Source organism: Streptomyces sp. NBC_00012 (genome assembly GCF_045040875.1).
Taxonomy (GTDB): domain Bacteria; phylum Actinomycetota; class Actinomycetes; order Streptomycetales; family Streptomycetaceae; genus Streptomyces.
Genome location: NZ_CP108309.1, coordinates 385,185 through 402,110, shown reverse-complemented (window position 1 = coordinate 402,110; position 16,926 = coordinate 385,185). Strand labels below are relative to the sequence as shown.

At 67.1% G+C, this 16,926-nt stretch carries 12 protein-coding genes and 5 pseudogenes; 10 read left to right on the top strand and 7 right to left on the bottom strand.

The genetic code is table 11. The features are described 5' to 3' along the window. Nucleotides 1–176: 176 nt before the first annotated feature. Nucleotides 177–560: a hypothetical protein gene (locus tag OHA19_RS02025; RefSeq protein ID WP_266726502.1), complete on the bottom strand. Its 384-nt coding sequence runs from the start codon at nucleotides 558–560 to the stop codon at nucleotides 177–179. A gap of 208 nt (nucleotides 561–768) precedes the next feature. Between OHA19_RS02025 and OHA19_RS02020 the strand changes: the two genes are divergently transcribed. The 4 genes and pseudogenes from OHA19_RS02020 (at nucleotide 769) to OHA19_RS02005 (ending at nucleotide 3,981) form a co-directional block, all read left to right on the top strand. Then, nucleotides 769–1,899, top strand: a complete 1,131-nt coding sequence (locus tag OHA19_RS02020) for an IS110 family transposase (protein ID WP_405720575.1) — start codon at nucleotides 769–771, stop codon at nucleotides 1,897–1,899. Nucleotides 1,900–1,945: 46 nt separating this feature from the next. Next, a pseudogene (locus OHA19_RS02015) lies at nucleotides 1,946–2,080 on the top strand (IS30 family transposase); the annotation flags it as partial. 942 nt (nucleotides 2,081–3,022) lie between these two features. Continuing rightward, nucleotides 3,023–3,331 carry a transposase gene (locus OHA19_RS02010; protein ID WP_176740405.1) on the top strand — a complete coding sequence of 103 codons (309 nt, stop codon included), beginning with the start codon at nucleotides 3,023–3,025 and terminating at the stop codon, nucleotides 3,329–3,331. After that, nucleotides 3,328–3,981: an IS3 family transposase gene (locus tag OHA19_RS02005; protein WP_405720578.1), complete on the top strand. Its 654-nt coding sequence runs from the start codon at nucleotides 3,328–3,330 to the stop codon at nucleotides 3,979–3,981. The genes OHA19_RS02010 and OHA19_RS02005 overlap by 4 nt, the downstream gene beginning before the upstream one ends. On the opposite strand, the pseudogene OHA19_RS02000 reads toward OHA19_RS02005, so the two are convergent. Next, nucleotides 3,929–4,528: pseudogene (locus OHA19_RS02000) on the bottom strand (IS30 family transposase); the annotation flags it as partial. The gene OHA19_RS02005 and the pseudogene OHA19_RS02000 overlap by 53 nt on opposite strands. A 305-nt stretch (nucleotides 4,529–4,833) precedes the next feature. Here OHA19_RS02000 and OHA19_RS01995 point away from each other — a divergent pair. The 3 genes and pseudogenes from OHA19_RS01995 to OHA19_RS01985 all read left to right on the top strand — a co-directional run. Beyond that, nucleotides 4,834–5,031 carry a hypothetical protein gene (locus OHA19_RS01995; RefSeq protein ID WP_405720580.1) on the top strand — a complete coding sequence of 66 codons (198 nt, stop codon included), beginning with the start codon at nucleotides 4,834–4,836 and terminating at the stop codon, nucleotides 5,029–5,031. Between the two features lie 649 nt (nucleotides 5,032–5,680). Then, nucleotides 5,681–9,148 (top strand): NB-ARC domain-containing protein, encoded by a 3,468-nt coding sequence (locus OHA19_RS01990; protein ID WP_405720582.1) that lies wholly within the window; start codon nucleotides 5,681–5,683, stop codon nucleotides 9,146–9,148. A gap of 193 nt (nucleotides 9,149–9,341) precedes the next feature. Next, nucleotides 9,342–9,981 (top strand): annotated as a pseudogene (locus OHA19_RS01985) (IS5 family transposase); the annotation flags it as partial. A 402-nt stretch (nucleotides 9,982–10,383) separates the two neighbouring features. On the opposite strand, the gene OHA19_RS01980 reads toward OHA19_RS01985, so the two are convergent. Beyond that, the gene (locus tag OHA19_RS01980) at nucleotides 10,384–10,839 is read right to left on the bottom strand and encodes a transposase (RefSeq protein ID WP_405753190.1); all 456 of its coding nucleotides are present in this window, start codon (nucleotides 10,837–10,839) and stop codon (nucleotides 10,384–10,386) included. A 208-nt stretch (nucleotides 10,840–11,047) separates the two neighbouring features. Here OHA19_RS01980 and OHA19_RS01975 point away from each other — a divergent pair. Continuing rightward, nucleotides 11,048–12,097: pseudogene (locus OHA19_RS01975) on the top strand (IS30 family transposase); the annotation flags it as partial. On the opposite strand, the gene OHA19_RS01970 reads toward OHA19_RS01975, so the two are convergent. Next, a complete protein-coding gene (locus tag OHA19_RS01970) occupies nucleotides 12,045–12,776 on the bottom strand; it encodes a hypothetical protein (RefSeq protein WP_405720584.1) in 732 nt (243 codons plus the stop codon). The pseudogene OHA19_RS01975 and the gene OHA19_RS01970 overlap by 53 nt on opposite strands. A gap of 218 nt (nucleotides 12,777–12,994) precedes the next feature. Here OHA19_RS01970 and OHA19_RS01965 point away from each other — a divergent pair, with 218 nt between their 5' ends. Together OHA19_RS01965 and OHA19_RS01960 are read left to right on the top strand one after the other, a co-directional pair. Then, the gene (locus OHA19_RS01965) at nucleotides 12,995–13,237 is read left to right on the top strand and encodes a hypothetical protein (RefSeq protein ID WP_405720587.1); all 243 of its coding nucleotides are present in this window, start codon (nucleotides 12,995–12,997) and stop codon (nucleotides 13,235–13,237) included. Between the two features lie 551 nt (nucleotides 13,238–13,788). Beyond that, nucleotides 13,789–14,271, top strand: a complete 483-nt coding sequence (locus OHA19_RS01960; RefSeq protein ID WP_405720590.1) for a hypothetical protein — start codon at nucleotides 13,789–13,791, stop codon at nucleotides 14,269–14,271. A gap of 65 nt (nucleotides 14,272–14,336) precedes the next feature. Here the strand turns inward: OHA19_RS01960 and OHA19_RS01955 are convergent. From OHA19_RS01955 to OHA19_RS01945, 3 genes and pseudogenes are all read right to left on the bottom strand, one after another. Continuing rightward, nucleotides 14,337–14,525: pseudogene (locus OHA19_RS01955) on the bottom strand (IS5/IS1182 family transposase); the annotation flags it as partial. Between the two features lie 146 nt (nucleotides 14,526–14,671). After that, on the bottom strand, nucleotides 14,672–16,396 hold the full coding sequence (locus tag OHA19_RS01950; RefSeq protein WP_405749166.1) for a hypothetical protein: 1,725 nt from the start codon (nucleotides 16,394–16,396) through the stop codon (nucleotides 14,672–14,674). After that, nucleotides 16,393–16,911 carry an ATP-binding protein gene (locus tag OHA19_RS01945; protein ID WP_405720596.1) on the bottom strand — a complete coding sequence of 173 codons (519 nt, stop codon included), beginning with the start codon at nucleotides 16,909–16,911 and terminating at the stop codon, nucleotides 16,393–16,395. Before OHA19_RS01945 ends, OHA19_RS01950 begins: the two co-directional genes overlap by 4 nt. Nucleotides 16,912–16,926 lie beyond the last annotated feature (15 nt).

Genomic DNA, 16,926 nt, shown 5'->3' with positions numbered 1-16,926 from the left:
GGCCGTCAGGGCCGACGGCTGCATCTGCGGGGCACGTGTTCTGCGTGGTGGTGGGGGCCGGAGCCGACGGTAATGCGTGGCGCGGGAGCGGCCGGTCAGCCGACAGGCGGCCGTGATGCCCAGCTGAACCTCGACGCTGGTGAACGCCTCGTCCACGACAGGGCCGGCGGCAGGCTTCAGTCCGCGCTCTCGGAGATCATTTCCAAGAGCGCGGAAGCTTTTCCCATCACCTCGAGTGCGGCCTTGTTCCGTGCCAGGTCCCTCTGCAACCGCTCCACCTGCTGCCGCAGCTTTTCGTTCTCCACCTCCGCGGCGGACTTCTTCGCACGGGCCGGGCTGGTCCGGCGGTCGACCAGGTTTTCCAGGGCCCCGGCATCCCGGGCGGCCCGCCACTCCTTGACATGCGAGTGGTAGAGCCGTTCCCTGCGCAGGACCGCACCCTTCTCGTTCCTGGGCGCGGCGTCGTACTCGGCGACGATTCGCAGCTTGTACTCCGAGGTGAAAGTGCGGCGCTTCGGCCTCGGCGCCGGCTCGGACCCGACGGGCTCTGTACTGGGCATAAGGGACGGTTCTCCTGTCGTGCCCTCTCAGGCTAACCCCGCAGAACGGGATGTCTCACCCAAGGCTGACAGAGAGGGGTCGCCCTGCCCGGTGCCCGTTCGCGGCTTGACTCAACAGAGGCATGACCATCGGCTACCCCACGTTTCTCGAAGTCGGGATGTCAGCTGCGGATTCCACTGACCCGACATCCGAGGAAGGGGACTGCCGATGCTGATCGGCATCGATCCGCACAAGTCCACGCACACAGCCACGGCTGTCGATCCCGGAACCAATCGTGATCACGCCTCGATCCGAATCGATGCGACGCTCCAGGAATACCAGCGCATGCTGGACTGGGCTCGTCAGTGGCCAGAGCGGCGATGGGCTATCGAAAACGCCAGGGGCCTGGGACTCCACCTGACCTCATGGCTGCTCGCCCGGGGAGAACAGGTCGTCGACGTTCCGCCCAGCGCCACCGCACGGGTCCGCCAGCTCTCCCGCGGCGCAGGCCGCAAGAACGACCGCATCGACGCCGCCGCAGCAGCATGCGTCGCCGCTCTCCAAGGCGACGCGAGGCCGGTGCAGCCTGAGAGTTCAACGGATGCGCTGGCGCTGCTGGACGAGCGGCGCAGCAATCTCGCCCAGGCCAGAGTCCGCGCGGTGAACCAGCTCCACGCTCTGCTGCGTGCTCTCCTGCCCGGAGGGGCACCGCGCGACCTCTCCGCCGCCAAGGCCGAGCAGTTGCTGGAGTCTGTCGTCCCTGTCGGTCCGGCCGAGCTCACCCGCCATACCCTCGCCGTCGATCTGATCGCCGAGGTCCGGACCTGGGACATGAAGCTGAAGGACAACGCCAAGGCCATGGCCTCGCTGGTCACCGAGTCCGAGAGCAGACTGACCGACACACCAGGGATCGGGGCCGTGACCGCGGCCCGTCTCCTGGGCCGGACTGGGAACCCCAACCGCTTCCCGACCGCGAGTGCTTTCGCTCAGTACGCCGGCACGGCTCCCATCGAGATCGCCAGCGCCGACCGCGCACGCCACCGCCTGTCCAGGCGTGGCGACCGCCAGCTCAACGCAGCACTCCACACCGTGGCCATCACGCAGATCCGCATGCCCGGCACGCGGGGCCACGCCTATTACCAGGCCAAACTCGCTGAAGGCAAGACATCCCGGGAAGCGCAACGCTGCCTCAAACGCCGCCTGGCCGATCACGTCTGGCGCACGATGGTCGTTGATGAGCGCCGCCGCGCGCTGTTGACGGGCCCGGGAGGACAACTGGGGGCGGCTACAGAATCCAGCGCGGCCGGTCCAACCCGTCGGCCGGCTCTTCGGACAAGTCACTTCCCGGACCCGCCATAGTCGAGCCTACGCCACCACACCAACCAGCTTGACAAACACAGAGGCACCCAAGATCACCGACCCCTCGGTTCACACCCGCGACCACCTCCATGCCGTCGCCGCCGAACTCAACGGCCGCCCACGCAAAACGCTCGACTGGGAAACCCCAGCCGAGCGCCTGCATAAACTACTCGCGGCCTGACCAAAACGACCACGTGTTGCGACGATCCCTAGAGACCGCCAGCGGTCCCGGGCCCGACGCTTACGACCGATCAATACCGGGCGATGAGCCAGGCGATGACCAGGCCTGTGGCGAAGTCGCCGAGCCGGTACGCCACGCCGCACATGAAACTTGTATGGACGCTCTGTCCACGGCTGACCAGCCATTTCCGCAGGTGGCGGGCGATTGGTCCACGTCTCCTGTCCACATCGAAGCTGGGCTCAAGGGGTGGTTTCGCGTTACGCTGCATTCGGAGTCCTTCCGTCTTGCTGATGCTTGGACGCCGCGCAAGGAGCCCTCTCGACCCATGGCCTAGGAAACCGCGTCGAGGAAGCGGGGCTCCTTTTGCGTTGGTGCGAAGTGTAGTTGGACGGTGCGTCAGACCGGTGATTCCGCAAGGGGACTTGACAGCACCAAGGGGAAATTTCAGACATTCTAGTACAGTGTTGGCTGGATTCTCTGGCACTGCGCATCACGAGATCTTTCGAGACCTCTCAAGGCTTTTCGAGACCCACGGACCCCGGCAGCGACTCCCGTCACATTCCCTTGTCGCTCTCATGAAGGGCGTGTCGTGGCATGCGTCGGCCCCACCAGCGGGGTGGCTGGTGGGGCCGGGTTGAGCCGCTGCGCGCCTGGGGGTGCCGCACGGTGGGCTCGGATGTGGTGGTTTGCGGCACGGCCCGTTGTGCGTCGTCCGGGCGCGGGGACACCGTGAGACTCGGCAGTCCGGGCCGTGCAGTACCAGCGTGGCGTACGACGGGCTGTTTGTCCGGGCTGGTATGCCCCGGTGATTCGCCGGCCCCGCCGGGAAGGCGGGCGGCCACCGTGAGCCAGGTGGTGCGGGCAGTGCGGGTCTGAGGTTCCCCCGAGATGTGGGGATGGGTGACAGAAGGTCAGATGGGTCTCATGAGAGGAGCCCAGACGATGCCTGCGCCGAGGAAGTACCCGCTGGAGTTGCGTGAGCGGGCGGTACGGATGTACCGGACCGCCGAGCCGAAGCCCGTGATCCGCCGCATGGCCGAGGAACTCGGCGTGCACCACGAGGCCCTGCGCAACTGGATCCGCCAGGCCGAAGCCGACGCCGGCGAACGCGACGACCTGCTCACCACCGCCGAGCGTGAGGAGCTTGCCGCCCTGCGCAAGGAGAATGCCCAGCTCAAGCGTGCGAATGAGGTACTGCGGACGGCCTCGGCTTTTTTCGCGGCCCAGCTCGACCCGACCCGGCCCAGGTGACAGCGCTCGTTGACGGGCACCCGCATCTGGGGGTCGAGCCCGTACTCCGGGAACTGAACATCCCTTCCTCCACCTACTACCGGTGGCGCCAGGCCGAGAAGGAACCGTGCGAACGGCGCCGCCGGGACGCCGAGCTGACCGGGCGGATCCGGCAGATCCACGACGAGTCCGGCGGGATCCACGGCTCACCTCGCGTGCACGCCGTCCTCAAGCGTGAGGGCGTCCACGTCGGCAGGAAGCGCGTCGAGCGGCTCATACGGGAGGCCGGCCTGGCCGGGATCAGCCCCCGCCGGGGCAAGGGTTTCACTCGCCGTGACCCGGACGCCGATCTGGCCCCTGACCTGGTGCAACGCGACTTCACCGCGAATGGGCCGAACCGGCTGTGGGTTACCGACTTGACCATGATCTCCACCGGGGAGGGGCCGTTGTGGCTGTCCGCGATCCGCGACGCGTTCTCCCGCCGGGTGGTCGCCTGGGAGACCTCCGCCCGCGCGGACGCCGACCTGGTCCTCACCTCGCTGGAGTATGCCCTGGCCAGCCGCGAGGTCGCCCCCGGTGAGCTCATTCACCACGCCGACCACGGCTGTCAACCCGGACTCAATCGGTTGTCGCAACACCGGCTTCTTGAGTCAAGAGTAGGTGTTCGTTGAGGGCTTCAGCGGGTGTCTTCCATCCGAGGGTTTTGCGGGGGCGGCTGTTGAGGGCGAGTGCAACGGCTGCGAGGTCGTCTGTCTGCCATCGGGACAAGTCCGTGCCCTTCGGAAAGTACTGCCGCAGCAACCCATTCGTATTCTCGTTCGTGCCGCGTTGCCACGGGCTGTGCGGGTCCGCGAAGTAGATTTCGAGGCCGGTGTCGACGCGGAGCCGGGCATGCTGTGCCAGTTCTTTGCCGCGGTCCCAGGTCAACGAGCGACGCAGCTGCTCGGGCAGCGTGGTGATCGTGGAGGCGATCGCGTCCCTGACGGCCTCGGCACCCAGACCGGCCAGCGCCGGCCCGTTCTTCACCCTCGGCCCGGTGCCAAAGCCTTCCATCCGGGGCAGGTGCAGCAGCATGGTAAACCGGGTCGTGCGCTCGACCAGAGTGCCGATCGCGGACTCGCCGGTGCCGATGATGAGGTCGCCTTCCCAGTGTCCCGGGACTGCCCGGTCCTCGGCCTCGGCCGGTCGTTGGCTGATCATCACCTCGGGGGTGACGTGCCCGTTCGCCACCCGTGGCGGTCCGCACGTCCGCGTCGACGCCGCCAGAGGTGAGTGGACACGATGGACTCCACCGCGTACCCGGCGCCCGGACCGACGATGTCCCGGGCCGGGAGTGGCGCCCACTCGGAGAGTGGAGCCCACCGTGGCGAACAACCGGATGGGAGTGGAGTCCACCCCGGCGCCATCGGATGGGAGTGGACTCCACTCCGGCGAGCACCGGCCGATGGGGGAGTGCTCGCCCTTCCGGCACCCGGTGCGCCACTCGCTCCGGTGGCGCGCATCGCGCGGTGACGATGCATGGCATGTGCGCACCGGTGCGCGTACGGACGATGCCGTGCGCTCCCGGCGGCCGCACCGGGTACGTACGGGAGGTGATGGTGCGCGCACCGGTGGACCCGGGCGCGCGCACCACATCCTCGCTGCGCCGCACCAGCGCACCGCCTGCCCGAGTCGGTGCGCACCACCCGGCCAGGACCGCCCTGCACGCCAATTTCCTGTGACCTGCCGCACAATCGGGGGTTGGTCAAGACGGCGGCCAGGGGACTGTGTGATACGGGAACTCGGTTCGATCCGGCTCTTCTTAGCGGTGGCATCGCGCGCCACTCGGAGCGCGCCGCGCGCCGCAGTACGCGTCAGGGAACTGGCGGTGCGCGCACCACGATGGGCGTCACCGGCCCGGGAGTGGACGACATCGTGCGGAGTGGACCCGATTCGGTGGGCACCACCGCACCCGATGCCCGGACGGTGGACTCCACTCGATGCACGACATCGGCCGGGAGTGCACGACATCGCGATGGGGGAGTGCACAGCATCGAGCCTCCGCCAACTTGAAGTCACAGGTCAAAGGGCCGGTGTGACCGATACTCGGGGCGCTCACTCTGGTCGTAGGCGGCAGTCTGCGCAGTAGATCATCTGTCAGCGATTGACTTCGAGATTCGTCAGGACGAGCAGGGCGCGCAGGAGGCGAGTGGCGCGGGCGGGGCCGAGCTGCTTCGGCTCGCTCACCGCCAGGAGCAGCGCGGGACGAGATGAACATGTCGCGGGCCGCCGACTACGGCGAAGTGGTGGCGCATCGCGGGGCGGGCGGCGAGGATCATCCCCATGGGTCGGGGAAGAGACTGGGGCGTCCATGCAGGGGTGGCCTGCTGCGTGGCCGTGGTGGTCTGGTTGGGCGCGCTGGCGGTGCGGGACGGTTGGGGAGAGGCGGATCCCGTCGCCAGTGTGCTGGGAGCCACCTCGGGCATCGTCGCCCTCATCGTGGCGTTGCGCGGGTCCGGTGCCGGCCAGCCCTCCGGGGCAGGGCTCCCACCGTCCACGGCGCCGGTGGTGCCCGACTGGGTGGTGGACAGGGCCGAGGTGAGAGATGTTGTAACAGCGGTGTGCCGTCGGCGGGGTGGTGGGGCAGTGGGCATCACCACAGGTCTCCATGGCGCCGGCGGTTTCGGGAAGACCATGCTGGCCAACGTGGTGTGCGCGGATCCTAAGGTCCGCCGCTATTTCCACGGTCGTGTTTACGTTGTCACGATCGGTCGCGAGGTGCGCGGTCGATCTGCGATCGCGGCGAAGGTGGCCGAGGTGACCCGGTATCTCACCGGCGACGCACGAGATATCGGCCAGGACCCCGACCTGGCAGGGCAACACCTGGCAGGCCTCCTTGCGCAGCGGCCCCGCATGCTGCTCGTCTTGGACGACGTCTGGGAGCCCGAACAACTGACACCGTTCCTGCAAGGTGCTTCTCGCACGTGCGTCAGGCTGGTCACCACGCGAAACCCTGGGGTACTGCCATCGGGATCGAGAGCGGTCACAGTTGACCGGATGTCGTCGCGACAGGCACTGGCTGTCCTAACGCACGGTCTGGATCTGCCTGACTCAATCGCACGCGCTCTGGTCGACGCCACGGGCCGGTGGGCGCTGCTCCTACGCATGGCAAATCAGCGTCTGGCCACCCAGGCCGCCACCGGCGCCGACCCCGCCGCTGCTGCCTACCAGCTCTTGACCAGGCTACGTGCACAGGGTCCGACCGGTGCCGACGATCCCGATGCCCCTTTGGACCTGAACGATCCCAAGCGTCGCAACGCTGCTGTGCGCGCGAGCATTCAGGCCGCCACCACCCTGCTGCCGACCGACGGCGCACGACGCTTCGCCGAACTCGGCATTTTCGCCGAGGACGAACCCATCCCCGTACCCCTGGTACTCCGGCTCTGGCAGGGCACCGACCATCTGGAAGAAGCCCGGGCTCGAGCCCTGTGCAAGCAGATGGCGGACTTGTCCCTCTTCTCTCTCGACACCACTGTGACCGGAGGCGTCATACGGGTCCACGACGTCGTCCGGGACTACCAGCGCGCCGAACTCGCCGGTGATTTGCCCGCGGTGAACCGCACGTTCGTGGATTCTTTGGCCGTGGACCTGCCCTTAGCTGTCTCCGCCTCGGACACTACGGCGCCTGTGGACAGAGCCTGGTGGCAGACCGATAGCCCCTACCTGCGAGATCACCTCATCGCACACCTTGTGGACGCTGGCCGGACAGAGGTTGCGCTGGCCCTGGCCGGCGACCTTCGCTGGATCAGGGCACACCTGGAGCGTCTGGGACCCAACGCCGCCATCCGCGACCTCGATCGCGTTCAAACCCCCGCCGCGCGCACCATGGCACGGGATCTGGCCCGTGCGGCGCACGTGCTCACGCCGACCGAACCACCCGAGGCCCTCGACGCCGTGCTCCACAGCCGACTTGGGCCGCTTCCCCATTGGGACACGCGCCACATTCCCCTCCCCACCTCCCACCCCACGCTGGTCAATAAATGGGCCCCACCGGACCTGCCCGACCCCTTGCTGATGCGCAACCACACCGACACGAACCACGGCGCGACCGCCTTGGCCGTCAACGCGCACGGCACGTGGTTCGCCACCGTCGGCCAGGACGGTGCCGTCCGCATCCGAAGCGTCAGCACCGACACGGAGATCAGGACCCTGGGAGGAGCCCAGAATGGCCCCCTGAGCACGCTGACGATCGGCCCGACAGACACGTGGCTGGCCACCGCCGGTGCGGACGGAAGCGTACGCGTGTGGGACACGGCGTCCGGAGCTCACGTGCATACCCTCGCTGGGAACACCAGCTGGGTGACCGCGCTGGTCGCGGATCCGAACGCGGCATGGCTTGCCACAGTCAATCGCGACGGCACCACACAACTGTGGAGCACCACCTCTTGGAGGCGGCTTCACACACTCGCCCTACCGACCGGCGCGCCAGCTACCTGGTCCCCGAACGCCGTGCGGGCGACCGGCGTGAGCCCTGATGGGACCCTGCTCACCACAGTCGATTCCTCCGGCACGGCGCGGACCTGGGATACCGTTGACGGCACCCTTCTGACCACCGTGACCTGCGGTACGGGACCAGTGCGCGCCGCCACAGTCAGCCCGGACGGCAGGTGGCTCGCCATCGCCAGAAGCAGCGGCACGGTAACTCTGCACACCACTGATACCGGCACCGAGATTCGGACGCTGGCAGCCCATTCCCGCGCCGTGGACGCCCTATCCATCAGCCCCGACGGTGCATGGGTGGCCACCAGTAGCTCTGATGGCACGGTGCGGCTGTGGGACGCCGCGACCGGTGCCGAACTCAACGCCCTGGCCGGAATCGATCACGTGCGGAGCATTGCTGTCAGCCCCGACCGAACTTGGCTTGCCGCCCTCACCCGAGACGGTGCGGTACGCATCTTTGACACGTCCGTCAGTACAGGGCCGACCGGCGGAACACGCCCGGTCGTCGCCGTGCGTACCCTCGCGATCAGCCCGGACGGCACCTGGCTCGCGACGACCGGCAACGATGGGCTCGCCCGCACATGGAACCCCGCGACAGGGGAAGAGACGGGAACACTGGCCGGCCATCGTGGCCACCTCGACGCGGTAGCCGTCAGCCCGGACGGCACCATGATCGCGACAAGCGCAAGAGACGGATCCGTACGCCTGTTCAACCGCATCACCGAACAGGAGTCGGTATCGAGTCGGCGGGGCAGGGCCCGAGCACTGGCCATCCGACCGGACAACACGTCGGTTATCACGGTCAACCGGGACGGCACAGCGAGCAGCCGAAGCTCTTCGATGGCGTACGGGTTCGCAGACCGCCTCGGCAGAGCCAACTCTGTGGCCGTCAGTTCCGACGGGACCTGGTTCGCGCTCGCCGCATCGTCCAGTATCGAGATTTACAGCGGGGACAGATGGTGGCAGGCGGAACGGCACGAGCTTCGCGACGGCGAGCGAGCAGCGAACACCTGCGTGGCGATCAGCCCCGATGACAATTGGCTGGCGGCTGGCCAAGACCGTGGAGTGATCCAGATCTGGGACGCGCACAGCCGCCAGATGCTACGGACGCTCAGTGGCCATAGCGGTCGATTGAACGCGGTGGCCATCAGCTCGGACGGCAGCATGATCGCGTCGGCCGGTGCCGACATGACGGTGCGAATCTGGGACCCCGGCCAGGAGCAGGCACTGACCCTCATGCGTACCCGCAGCTCCCTCCACGCCATTGTGTTCGGACCGGACGGAACGTCCCTGTACGTCGGTGGCGACCAGGGCCTATTCGGATACTCCCTCGATCAGGCCACAATAAGACGGTCCTGACGTAGGAAATGGGTCATAAGCAACCGGGCCTTGACCCAAGGCCGGGTAGCTAGGGCTGGCGGTGCGCGCACCGTCCCCGTACCGGGTGCGCACCGCCGCGCGCACCACGATGGGCGTCACCGGCCCGGGAGTGGACGACATCGTGCGGAGTGGACCCGACTCGGTGGGCGCCACCGCATCCGACTGCAAATAGAGGGCTCTACCTGCGGATTTCCCGCCCTGGCGCACGGTTTGGGGTTTCATGGCCCGCTGGGCCGCCGCCGGCGTGATCGGACAGATCCGCGACCACCTCTCCGGGCGGATCCGCCGTGAGATGGGCAAAGGCCCCCGGGCGGTCGCGACCGTGATCGACTCCCAGAGTGTCAGGGCCGCCGAGACCGTGGGCAGGGATTCGCGCGGCTACGACGCGGGCAAGAAAATCAACGGCCGCAAACGGCACTTGGTGGTCGACACCCGCGGCCTGCCCCTGCTGGTCATGGTCACCCCGGCCTCGCTCACCGACCGCGACGCAGCCAAGGAACTCCTCTTCCGCCTCCGCCTGATGCATCCCGAGATCACCATCGTCTGGGCGGACTCCGCCTATGCCGGAAAGCTCGTGACCTGGGCAAAGAAGTATCTCAGCCTCACGATCAAGACTGTGAGCCGTCCCAAGGGCGCCCCCGGGTTCATCGTGCTTCCCCGCCGCTGGGTCGTCGAACGGACATGGGCCTGGATGATGCACGCCCGCCGGCACGCGCGGGACTACGAACGGCTCGTCCAGCATTCCGAGACCTTGATCACTTGGGCGGCCATCACCCTCATGACCAGGCGTCTCACCCGAAGCGGACGGACGAGGAAGCAAGAGCCCTGACCAGCCGGACTGTCAGCCCGTCTCCCGGCGAGGGAAGAAGCGCCTCCGCAGTCGATCACCGACTTCACCTACGACAATCACCAGCACAGCACTCGCCGCACACCCCGCGAGGTCCGTCGGCTGGTCGAGAACCTTGGCCAAGAACCAAAAGGCCGCGGTAATAGCCGCCCACCACATAACCCACAAGCTGATCGCGGACCACCAGCGCCGTCTCTTCACGCCATCAAGATACGTCCCTCACGCTCTGATCTGAGCGGCCCGGGGTCAGAATCAGGTGCTCGCCTTCAACAGCACCATCATCGAGACCGGCACTCTCGGCGTCGCTTGAATTCTGGTTCTGGATCACTTTCCGTGCTCAGGCCACGGAGGGTCACCACAACCGCAATCATGAACGGCCTCCCGCCGCGAGGAGGACCCGCTTGCGGAGCAGATCGAAATTGGCCCGGCCGAACATCTGTCGCTTGAGCATCTTGATCTTGTTGTTGTGACCTTCGACGGCGCCGGAGCTGTAGCGGAGGCTGAGGCCGGCGACGACGGCGTCGAGGTCCTGGCCGAGGCCGTTGACGAAGGTGTGCAGGGCTGGCAGTTCGTCGGCCTGGACGTGCTCGATCCACTGGCCCAGCTGCCGACCCTGGCGGTTGTTCATGAGCTCGGCGAACGCGCGCACGTGTTCGGCGGTTCGGTCGAGCTCGGGGCAGCGGGCGAAGATCTTCTTGAGCTGCTGGGCCTGGTCGTCGTCGAGGCGGTCGGGGCGGCGGGTGATCCAGCTGGTCACGTCACGCGTGGACGGGTTCTTGCGGGGCGGATCGTCGTGCGGGAAGGCTTCCCGGAGCCGTTGCACGTACTTCTTGACGACGCTTTCGCCGCCGCGGTAGCCGCGCTCGCGGAGTTCCTCGAACAGGCGACGGGCGACGGTGCAGCCCTCGGCCCACCGCCGGTGCAGGTAAGGCTTGTAGGGATCGAGGATGCTGGTGCGGCCGGTCCAGCGTCCGACGAGTAGTTCGTCCGCGGTAGCCGCATGGGCGAGTCGGCGGACAGTATTGCGAGCCAGGTGCAACGCGGCCACCCGCGGCGGGCAGCTCGACTACCGGGCCTCGATCGCCCGGTGGAAGGCGGAACTGGCGGCACGGCGTCCGAAGACGCCGAAGCTCGTGGCCGATGAACGGCTGCGTGAGTATGTGCAGGACCGGCTCGCCGGGGATGTACGTCGTCCGGACGGAACACAGGTCACCGGGCCGAAGACGCCTCGGTGGAAGGGACGGAACAAGCCCCGCCGTCAGGACCGGCGGTGGGCGACGGCCTGGAGTCCCGAGCAGATCGCGGGCCGGCTCAGGACGGGTTTCCCCGATGATGAGTCCATGCGCATCTCGCACGAGGCGATCTACCAGGCGCTTTACATCCAAGGACGTGGAGCCCTCAAGCGTGAGCTGGTCGGCTGTCTGCGTACCGGGCGTGCGCTGCGGGTTCCCCGCGCCCGAGCCCGACGGCGGGCGAACGGGCACGTCACCCCCGAGGTGATGATCAGCCAACGACCGGCCGAGGCCGAGGACCGGGCAGTCCCGGGACACTGGGAAGGCGACCTCATCATCGGCACCGGCAAGTCCGCGATCGGCACTCTGGTCGAGCGCACGACCCGGTTTACCATGCTGCTGCACCTGCCCCGGATGGAAGGCTTTGGCACCGGGCCGAGGGTGAAGAACGGGCCGGCGCTGGCCGGTCTGGGTGCCGAGGCCGTCAGGGACGCGATCGCCTCCACGATCACCACGCTGCCCGAGCAGCTGCGTCGCTCGTTGACCTGGGACCGCGGCAAAGAACTGGCACAGCATGCCCGGCTCCGCGTCGACACCGGCCTCGAAATCTACTTCGCGGACCCGCACAGCCCGTGGCAACGCGGCACGAACGAGAATACGAATGGGTTGCTGCGGCAGTACTTTCCGAAGGGCACGGACTTGTCCCGATGGCAGACAGACGACCTCGCAGCCGTTGCACTCGCCCTCAACAGCCGCCCCCGCAAAACCCTCGGATGGAAGACACCCGCTGAAGCCCTCAACGAACACCTACTCTTGACTCAAGAAGCCGGTGTTGCGACAACCGATTGAGTCCGGGGAGTCCTCGCCCCTCCAAGTGGAAGTCGATCTGGCCTTGTCCGGGTGGGCCGGGAAGTTCCAGCACGGGTTCCTCCCAGCGCACCTGCGGGTGCAGGCCGGCCAGTACCGCACCGACACCGAGGTGTGCCATGGTGTGCACCCGCCAGGCACGGTCCGCGTCCAGTACGGCCCGCATACGGTCGACAAACGGGGTTACCGCGACTTCGTAGTAGGCGGACAGGGTGTCGGTCACCACGTCCAGCGTGTCGCGGTCCCCGTCGGCCAGCAGCTGTGCCCAAGCGGGCAGACGGTGGTGGCTCGACAGACGGCGCAGTTCTGCCTTGAGACGTCTTCGCGGCGTGCCTCGTATCGCGTCGAACACCCCCGTGGTGGGGGATGCGTGGTCGGGGCCCGGGGTGAGGAAGTCCGGAGCCCAGCCGGAGGCTGGCACCAGGGAACCGAGCAGCGACGCCCGCGCAGGCAGCTGCTTTCCGATACCGTGCCGCCACGCGGAGAACCGTGGCCCCGAGCCGCGACGGAGCGCTTGCAGACTCATCACGGCCTCACTCACCGGCAGCGAGCTGTTGTAGCCGATCGTCACCCGCGCCAGATCTTCCGAAGTGAAGTGGATTCGCAACATAAAGCCCCCATGTCCGAATTTCTGTGCGTGGTACGTGCTGGCCAGGGACATTCGGCTACAGCCGACGGTCTTTGTCGAGAGCACGCCCGGCCAAAGACGATGTGTCCAGGCCCAATTCAAGGCCGAGCATCGAGTAAGCGCTCGGTCGGGAGACGGCAACGGAGAAATTCATCTGCTTCGTGGCAGGAGAAAGTAAGCCCCGCGCGAGGCTTCTCTACTGCGCGACCGCGCCCGCATTGGGTGAAAAGGTCCGCAGAGAAGGAGAAACTATGCGTGCACGAATCTTGCTCACCGGCGCTGCACTGGGAGCCGCCCTGCTGACGGGTGGTACGGTCGCGACCGCGCAGGCGGCACCTGCCCCCTCCGAGACGCGGACGTACGTCGACGTCGGTACCTTCTCGTCCCAGAGCGCATGCCTGTCGTTCGGGTCGGCCGGCACCTACTCCGACTGGTACTGCAAGAAGAGCAGCACCACCAGCAACTGGCACCTCTGGGTGAACCTGGATTCGTAGGGCACGTCCGGGGCTTTGTGCGAGCCCTCTGCCTCACGTGGGTTGAGCCGGTCCTCGAAGAAGGGTGAGGGCTGGTTCAACGCCTCCGGGACTTCGGACGACGGCAGCGTCCGACACATGACCATCCCTACTAAGAGCGCCCGGCAGTAGGCGTGCACTGGTAGTTGGACTGGCTCCTCGGATGTGGAGCAGGCACGAGCCGGGGTGATCATGGAGTTCTCTACGCTCAGTGATCACCGGAGGGCTCCTGCCTGTCCTGCCATCATGCCTGCTCGAACCGTTGTGGAACCATTCGCAGCCCTGCTGCCCGAGCACGTGGACACCCGTTCCCTGGGCTGTCACAACTCAGGTGCGGTCTGGGGGGGGGCATTGGCGACTGCGAGTTCCGCGCTCACGTGGGATCCCTCGCCACGGCCGGTGGTGATGCACTCGATCAACAGAGCGTGGGCGGCGTTTCCGTGTCTGGCACCATGTTCGTGGGCAAAGCTGACCGATGAGAATAAGGTGAGATCATTCCAACACCAGACGAGCTTGAGGGCCGAAGCTGCTACGTGCTCGAGACCGCAAATGACGCCCAGATGGCTTGGAGCGTCTTCTTCGTCTACGGAGACCGCGAGCACATCCGCTTCCTGCTACGGAACATCTTCGTTGAGAACGACGATCCGGACATGGTCGACGCACACTTTGACCAGACGGCTGACCTCTGGTTGATCGAAAACGGGCGTCGTGTCGGACACGTCGATCTGCATTCCCTCATCTCGATTCCTGACGATGCAGGCACGGGACGGGTGTTGGTCGACTGGGTCCGCTTCGACGAGCTCGTCCCGGCCTTCCTGACCGGTTTGGTACTACGCCATGGCGAGGAGCTGCGGCTTCTGGACGCTCGAGACGATTTCGCCGACACTCAGAGCAACTTGCCTCTCCTGTACCCCGACACGCCGATTGGCTACGGGATGCAGGTGTGGGTGGACGGGGATCTGACCGACCAGCCATACGAGATCTATCCGGACCCTGATCCCGCAGAGAGCGGCTGATGCGTTCCCGCCTCCGCGAAACTGGGGGTCCGCGCGTGCTTGTACCGTCCGTCCGACATTAGACGTCACTTGAGCCTCCGGGTGGTGGGGCGTCCGTCCCAGCGGTAGAGGCGAGTAGCGCGGCGGATGAGGATGCGGAGTGTAACCAGAGTGGCGGCGAGGTAGAGGTAGAAGTCCACGACCTTGCCGCTCCTCTCGGTGCAGCGTCGTAGCTTGCCGTAGTCGTTCATCCATGAGTGCGTACGTTCCACCACCCCAGCGGAGCAATGCTCAAGACCTAATAGCTGTGCACGGTGACGGGTGACCCCTACTCAAGACCTGGAGCCGGACTCCTCTCCACAGGCAGAGGGCCCCGTCACCGTGCACCTGCCGAAGCACGTCGAACATCTCCACGATGACGTCATGATCGTGACCTGAGCCGTCCGTACGGCCACCTCTCCCTCACCACGATGAACGCGGCGACGCAGACGCAGTCCAGGAGGACGAACCGGATGGTGAGACCGCCCGGGAGGTCGCTTTCCGGTGTGTTCAGTACGGCGTTGACGACGACGATGAAGACGGACAGGGAGGCGATGGCCGCGGCCCGGTCCCACAGCCAGGCGCGGCCGGGGCCGGGCAGGATCCCGGCGGCGAGGGCAACCTTCGCGATCATCGCCTCGATGGCGATCTGCAGCTGGGCGAAGAGGAATGCAGCGTCCAGGGCGATGACGAACGCGCAGGTGAGGAACGCGGCCAGGAGCATGAAGAGTGCGCCGCCGACCTTATCCATCGAGGCCTTCTTCAGCGTGCCCGCGTTCGTCACGCAAGCCTTCTCGAACGCCGCGATGGGGCCCGCTGTGTGGACCTGTTCCAGCATCTGGGAGGTGGTGGCGTCGACGGTGGTGTCGACCATCCAGTTCTTGACGTTGTCGGGCAGCGCGATCCCGAAGCCTGGCAGGTCCTTGAGGAAGGACTTGCTTCTCCATCTTGGAGTCGACGAGCTGGTCGAACACGGCCTGCTGGATCCGCGAGTCGCGGAACTTCTTCCCGCAGCTGCCCTCGAAGGTCCGCCCGTAGGACAGGAGCATGGCCGGCCGGGCGACGAACGCGTCCACGAGGGCATCGGTGATGGGCCGGGCCAGCGCGCTCGGCGACGAACGGACCTGCGCGCGCCCACGGTCGACCCGGAAGGCTTCTTCTCCCACCCGTTGTCGGTGGTCGGCCGGCTCGTGTCGATGGCCTCCTTGTCCAGGACCAGGGCGGCGGTCTCGACGGCCAGCACCCGCACCGTGCCCACCACACCGGTGTCCTTGCTGAGCAGGAGCTGCGGGGGCGAGGCGAGAGCTCCGAGCGCGAGCGCGGAAATGACCAGGGCCGCCGCCATCTCGCCCCAGCCGCGCACGCGGTTCCCGAACAGCAGATGCCACGACGCGACGACCATCGTGAAGGTGAGGAACAGCGCCGGCAGACCCATCTGCACGACGACCCCGCCGTACAGCGACGTCGAGACCTGCAGCGCCGGCTTGAGCATCAGCCCGGCCAGGGAGAAGGCCAGGCTCCAGGTCAGGAGGAAGCAGGCGAAGCTGACGATCCACTTGTTCCCCATGAACGCCATCTCGACGAGGAACCCCTCCACGCTCAGGTCCCAGTCGTTCCAGTCCCCGGTGTCGGAGTAGATGCGGTACGAACTGACGGGATTCCCGTCCCGGTCGGTCACATTGAACGCGGACAGCACCCCGCCCTGTGCGGCCCGGTCCCTCTTGTACTTCGCCACGAGCTTGTCGAACTCGGTACGGGCAGCCTTCTCCTTCTGCTTGGCCTCCTTGTTCGCGTCCCGGATCAGCGGGGAGTCGTCCGGCCTGCCCGAGGCAGCCGGGTCGGGCACCATCGGGCTCGGGTCGAGAGGGTTGTCCGGGCCGGGCAGCGTCGGGCCCACCGAAGGCGTCGGCGACGGCGTGGGGGCCGCGCTGGCCGTCACGGTCGCCAGCACCAGCGACGTCAGGCACGACAGCGCCAGCAGCGCCAGGCCCACGGCCATGGACCGCCCAGGGCGCAGCCACCGCTTGATCCCCTGCAGCACCCGTATGCCCCGGTCCCGGGTGCGTGCTGTCGGTGTTCCCGCCGGTGCGGCGGCCCGCCTGGTCATGCCGCTGCGCTCTGCATGGGCTGGGAGTGGATGTGAGCGACGGCCTGTTCGTCGGCGGGCAGCGTGACCTGCATAGCGCCGATCCGCCCGGTCAGATCGCGGTGCAGGCACTCGCCGGCCCGCGCCGCGCGTTCCTCGTCGCTGAGCTCGGGGCCATTGGGCGACAGCCCGGTCGTGACCAGGGCGATGAGGTCTTCGTCGTCCGGGTTGCAGCCAAGGAAGCGCAGGGCCCGGCGGGCGAGGTTGGTGTCCGTGTGCCGGAACACGAACTTGCGGGGGATCAGACCGCGCAGGATCTGCCCGTTCTCGTTGTCGGCCGGGCCGATGTCGTCCTCGTCATGCCCACCGAAAAGGGCACCGGCATTGTGCTTGCGCCCGTCCTTGACCAGCTCCAGCGCCAGGGCCAGGCCCTCCGGACTGGAGGTCAGCCACCAGCACTCGTCCCACACCACCAGAGCGAACTCGTCCAGGTCCGCGTACGCGACCTTCCGGGACAGGGCAGCGATCAGGTACATCACCCGCACGCCCGA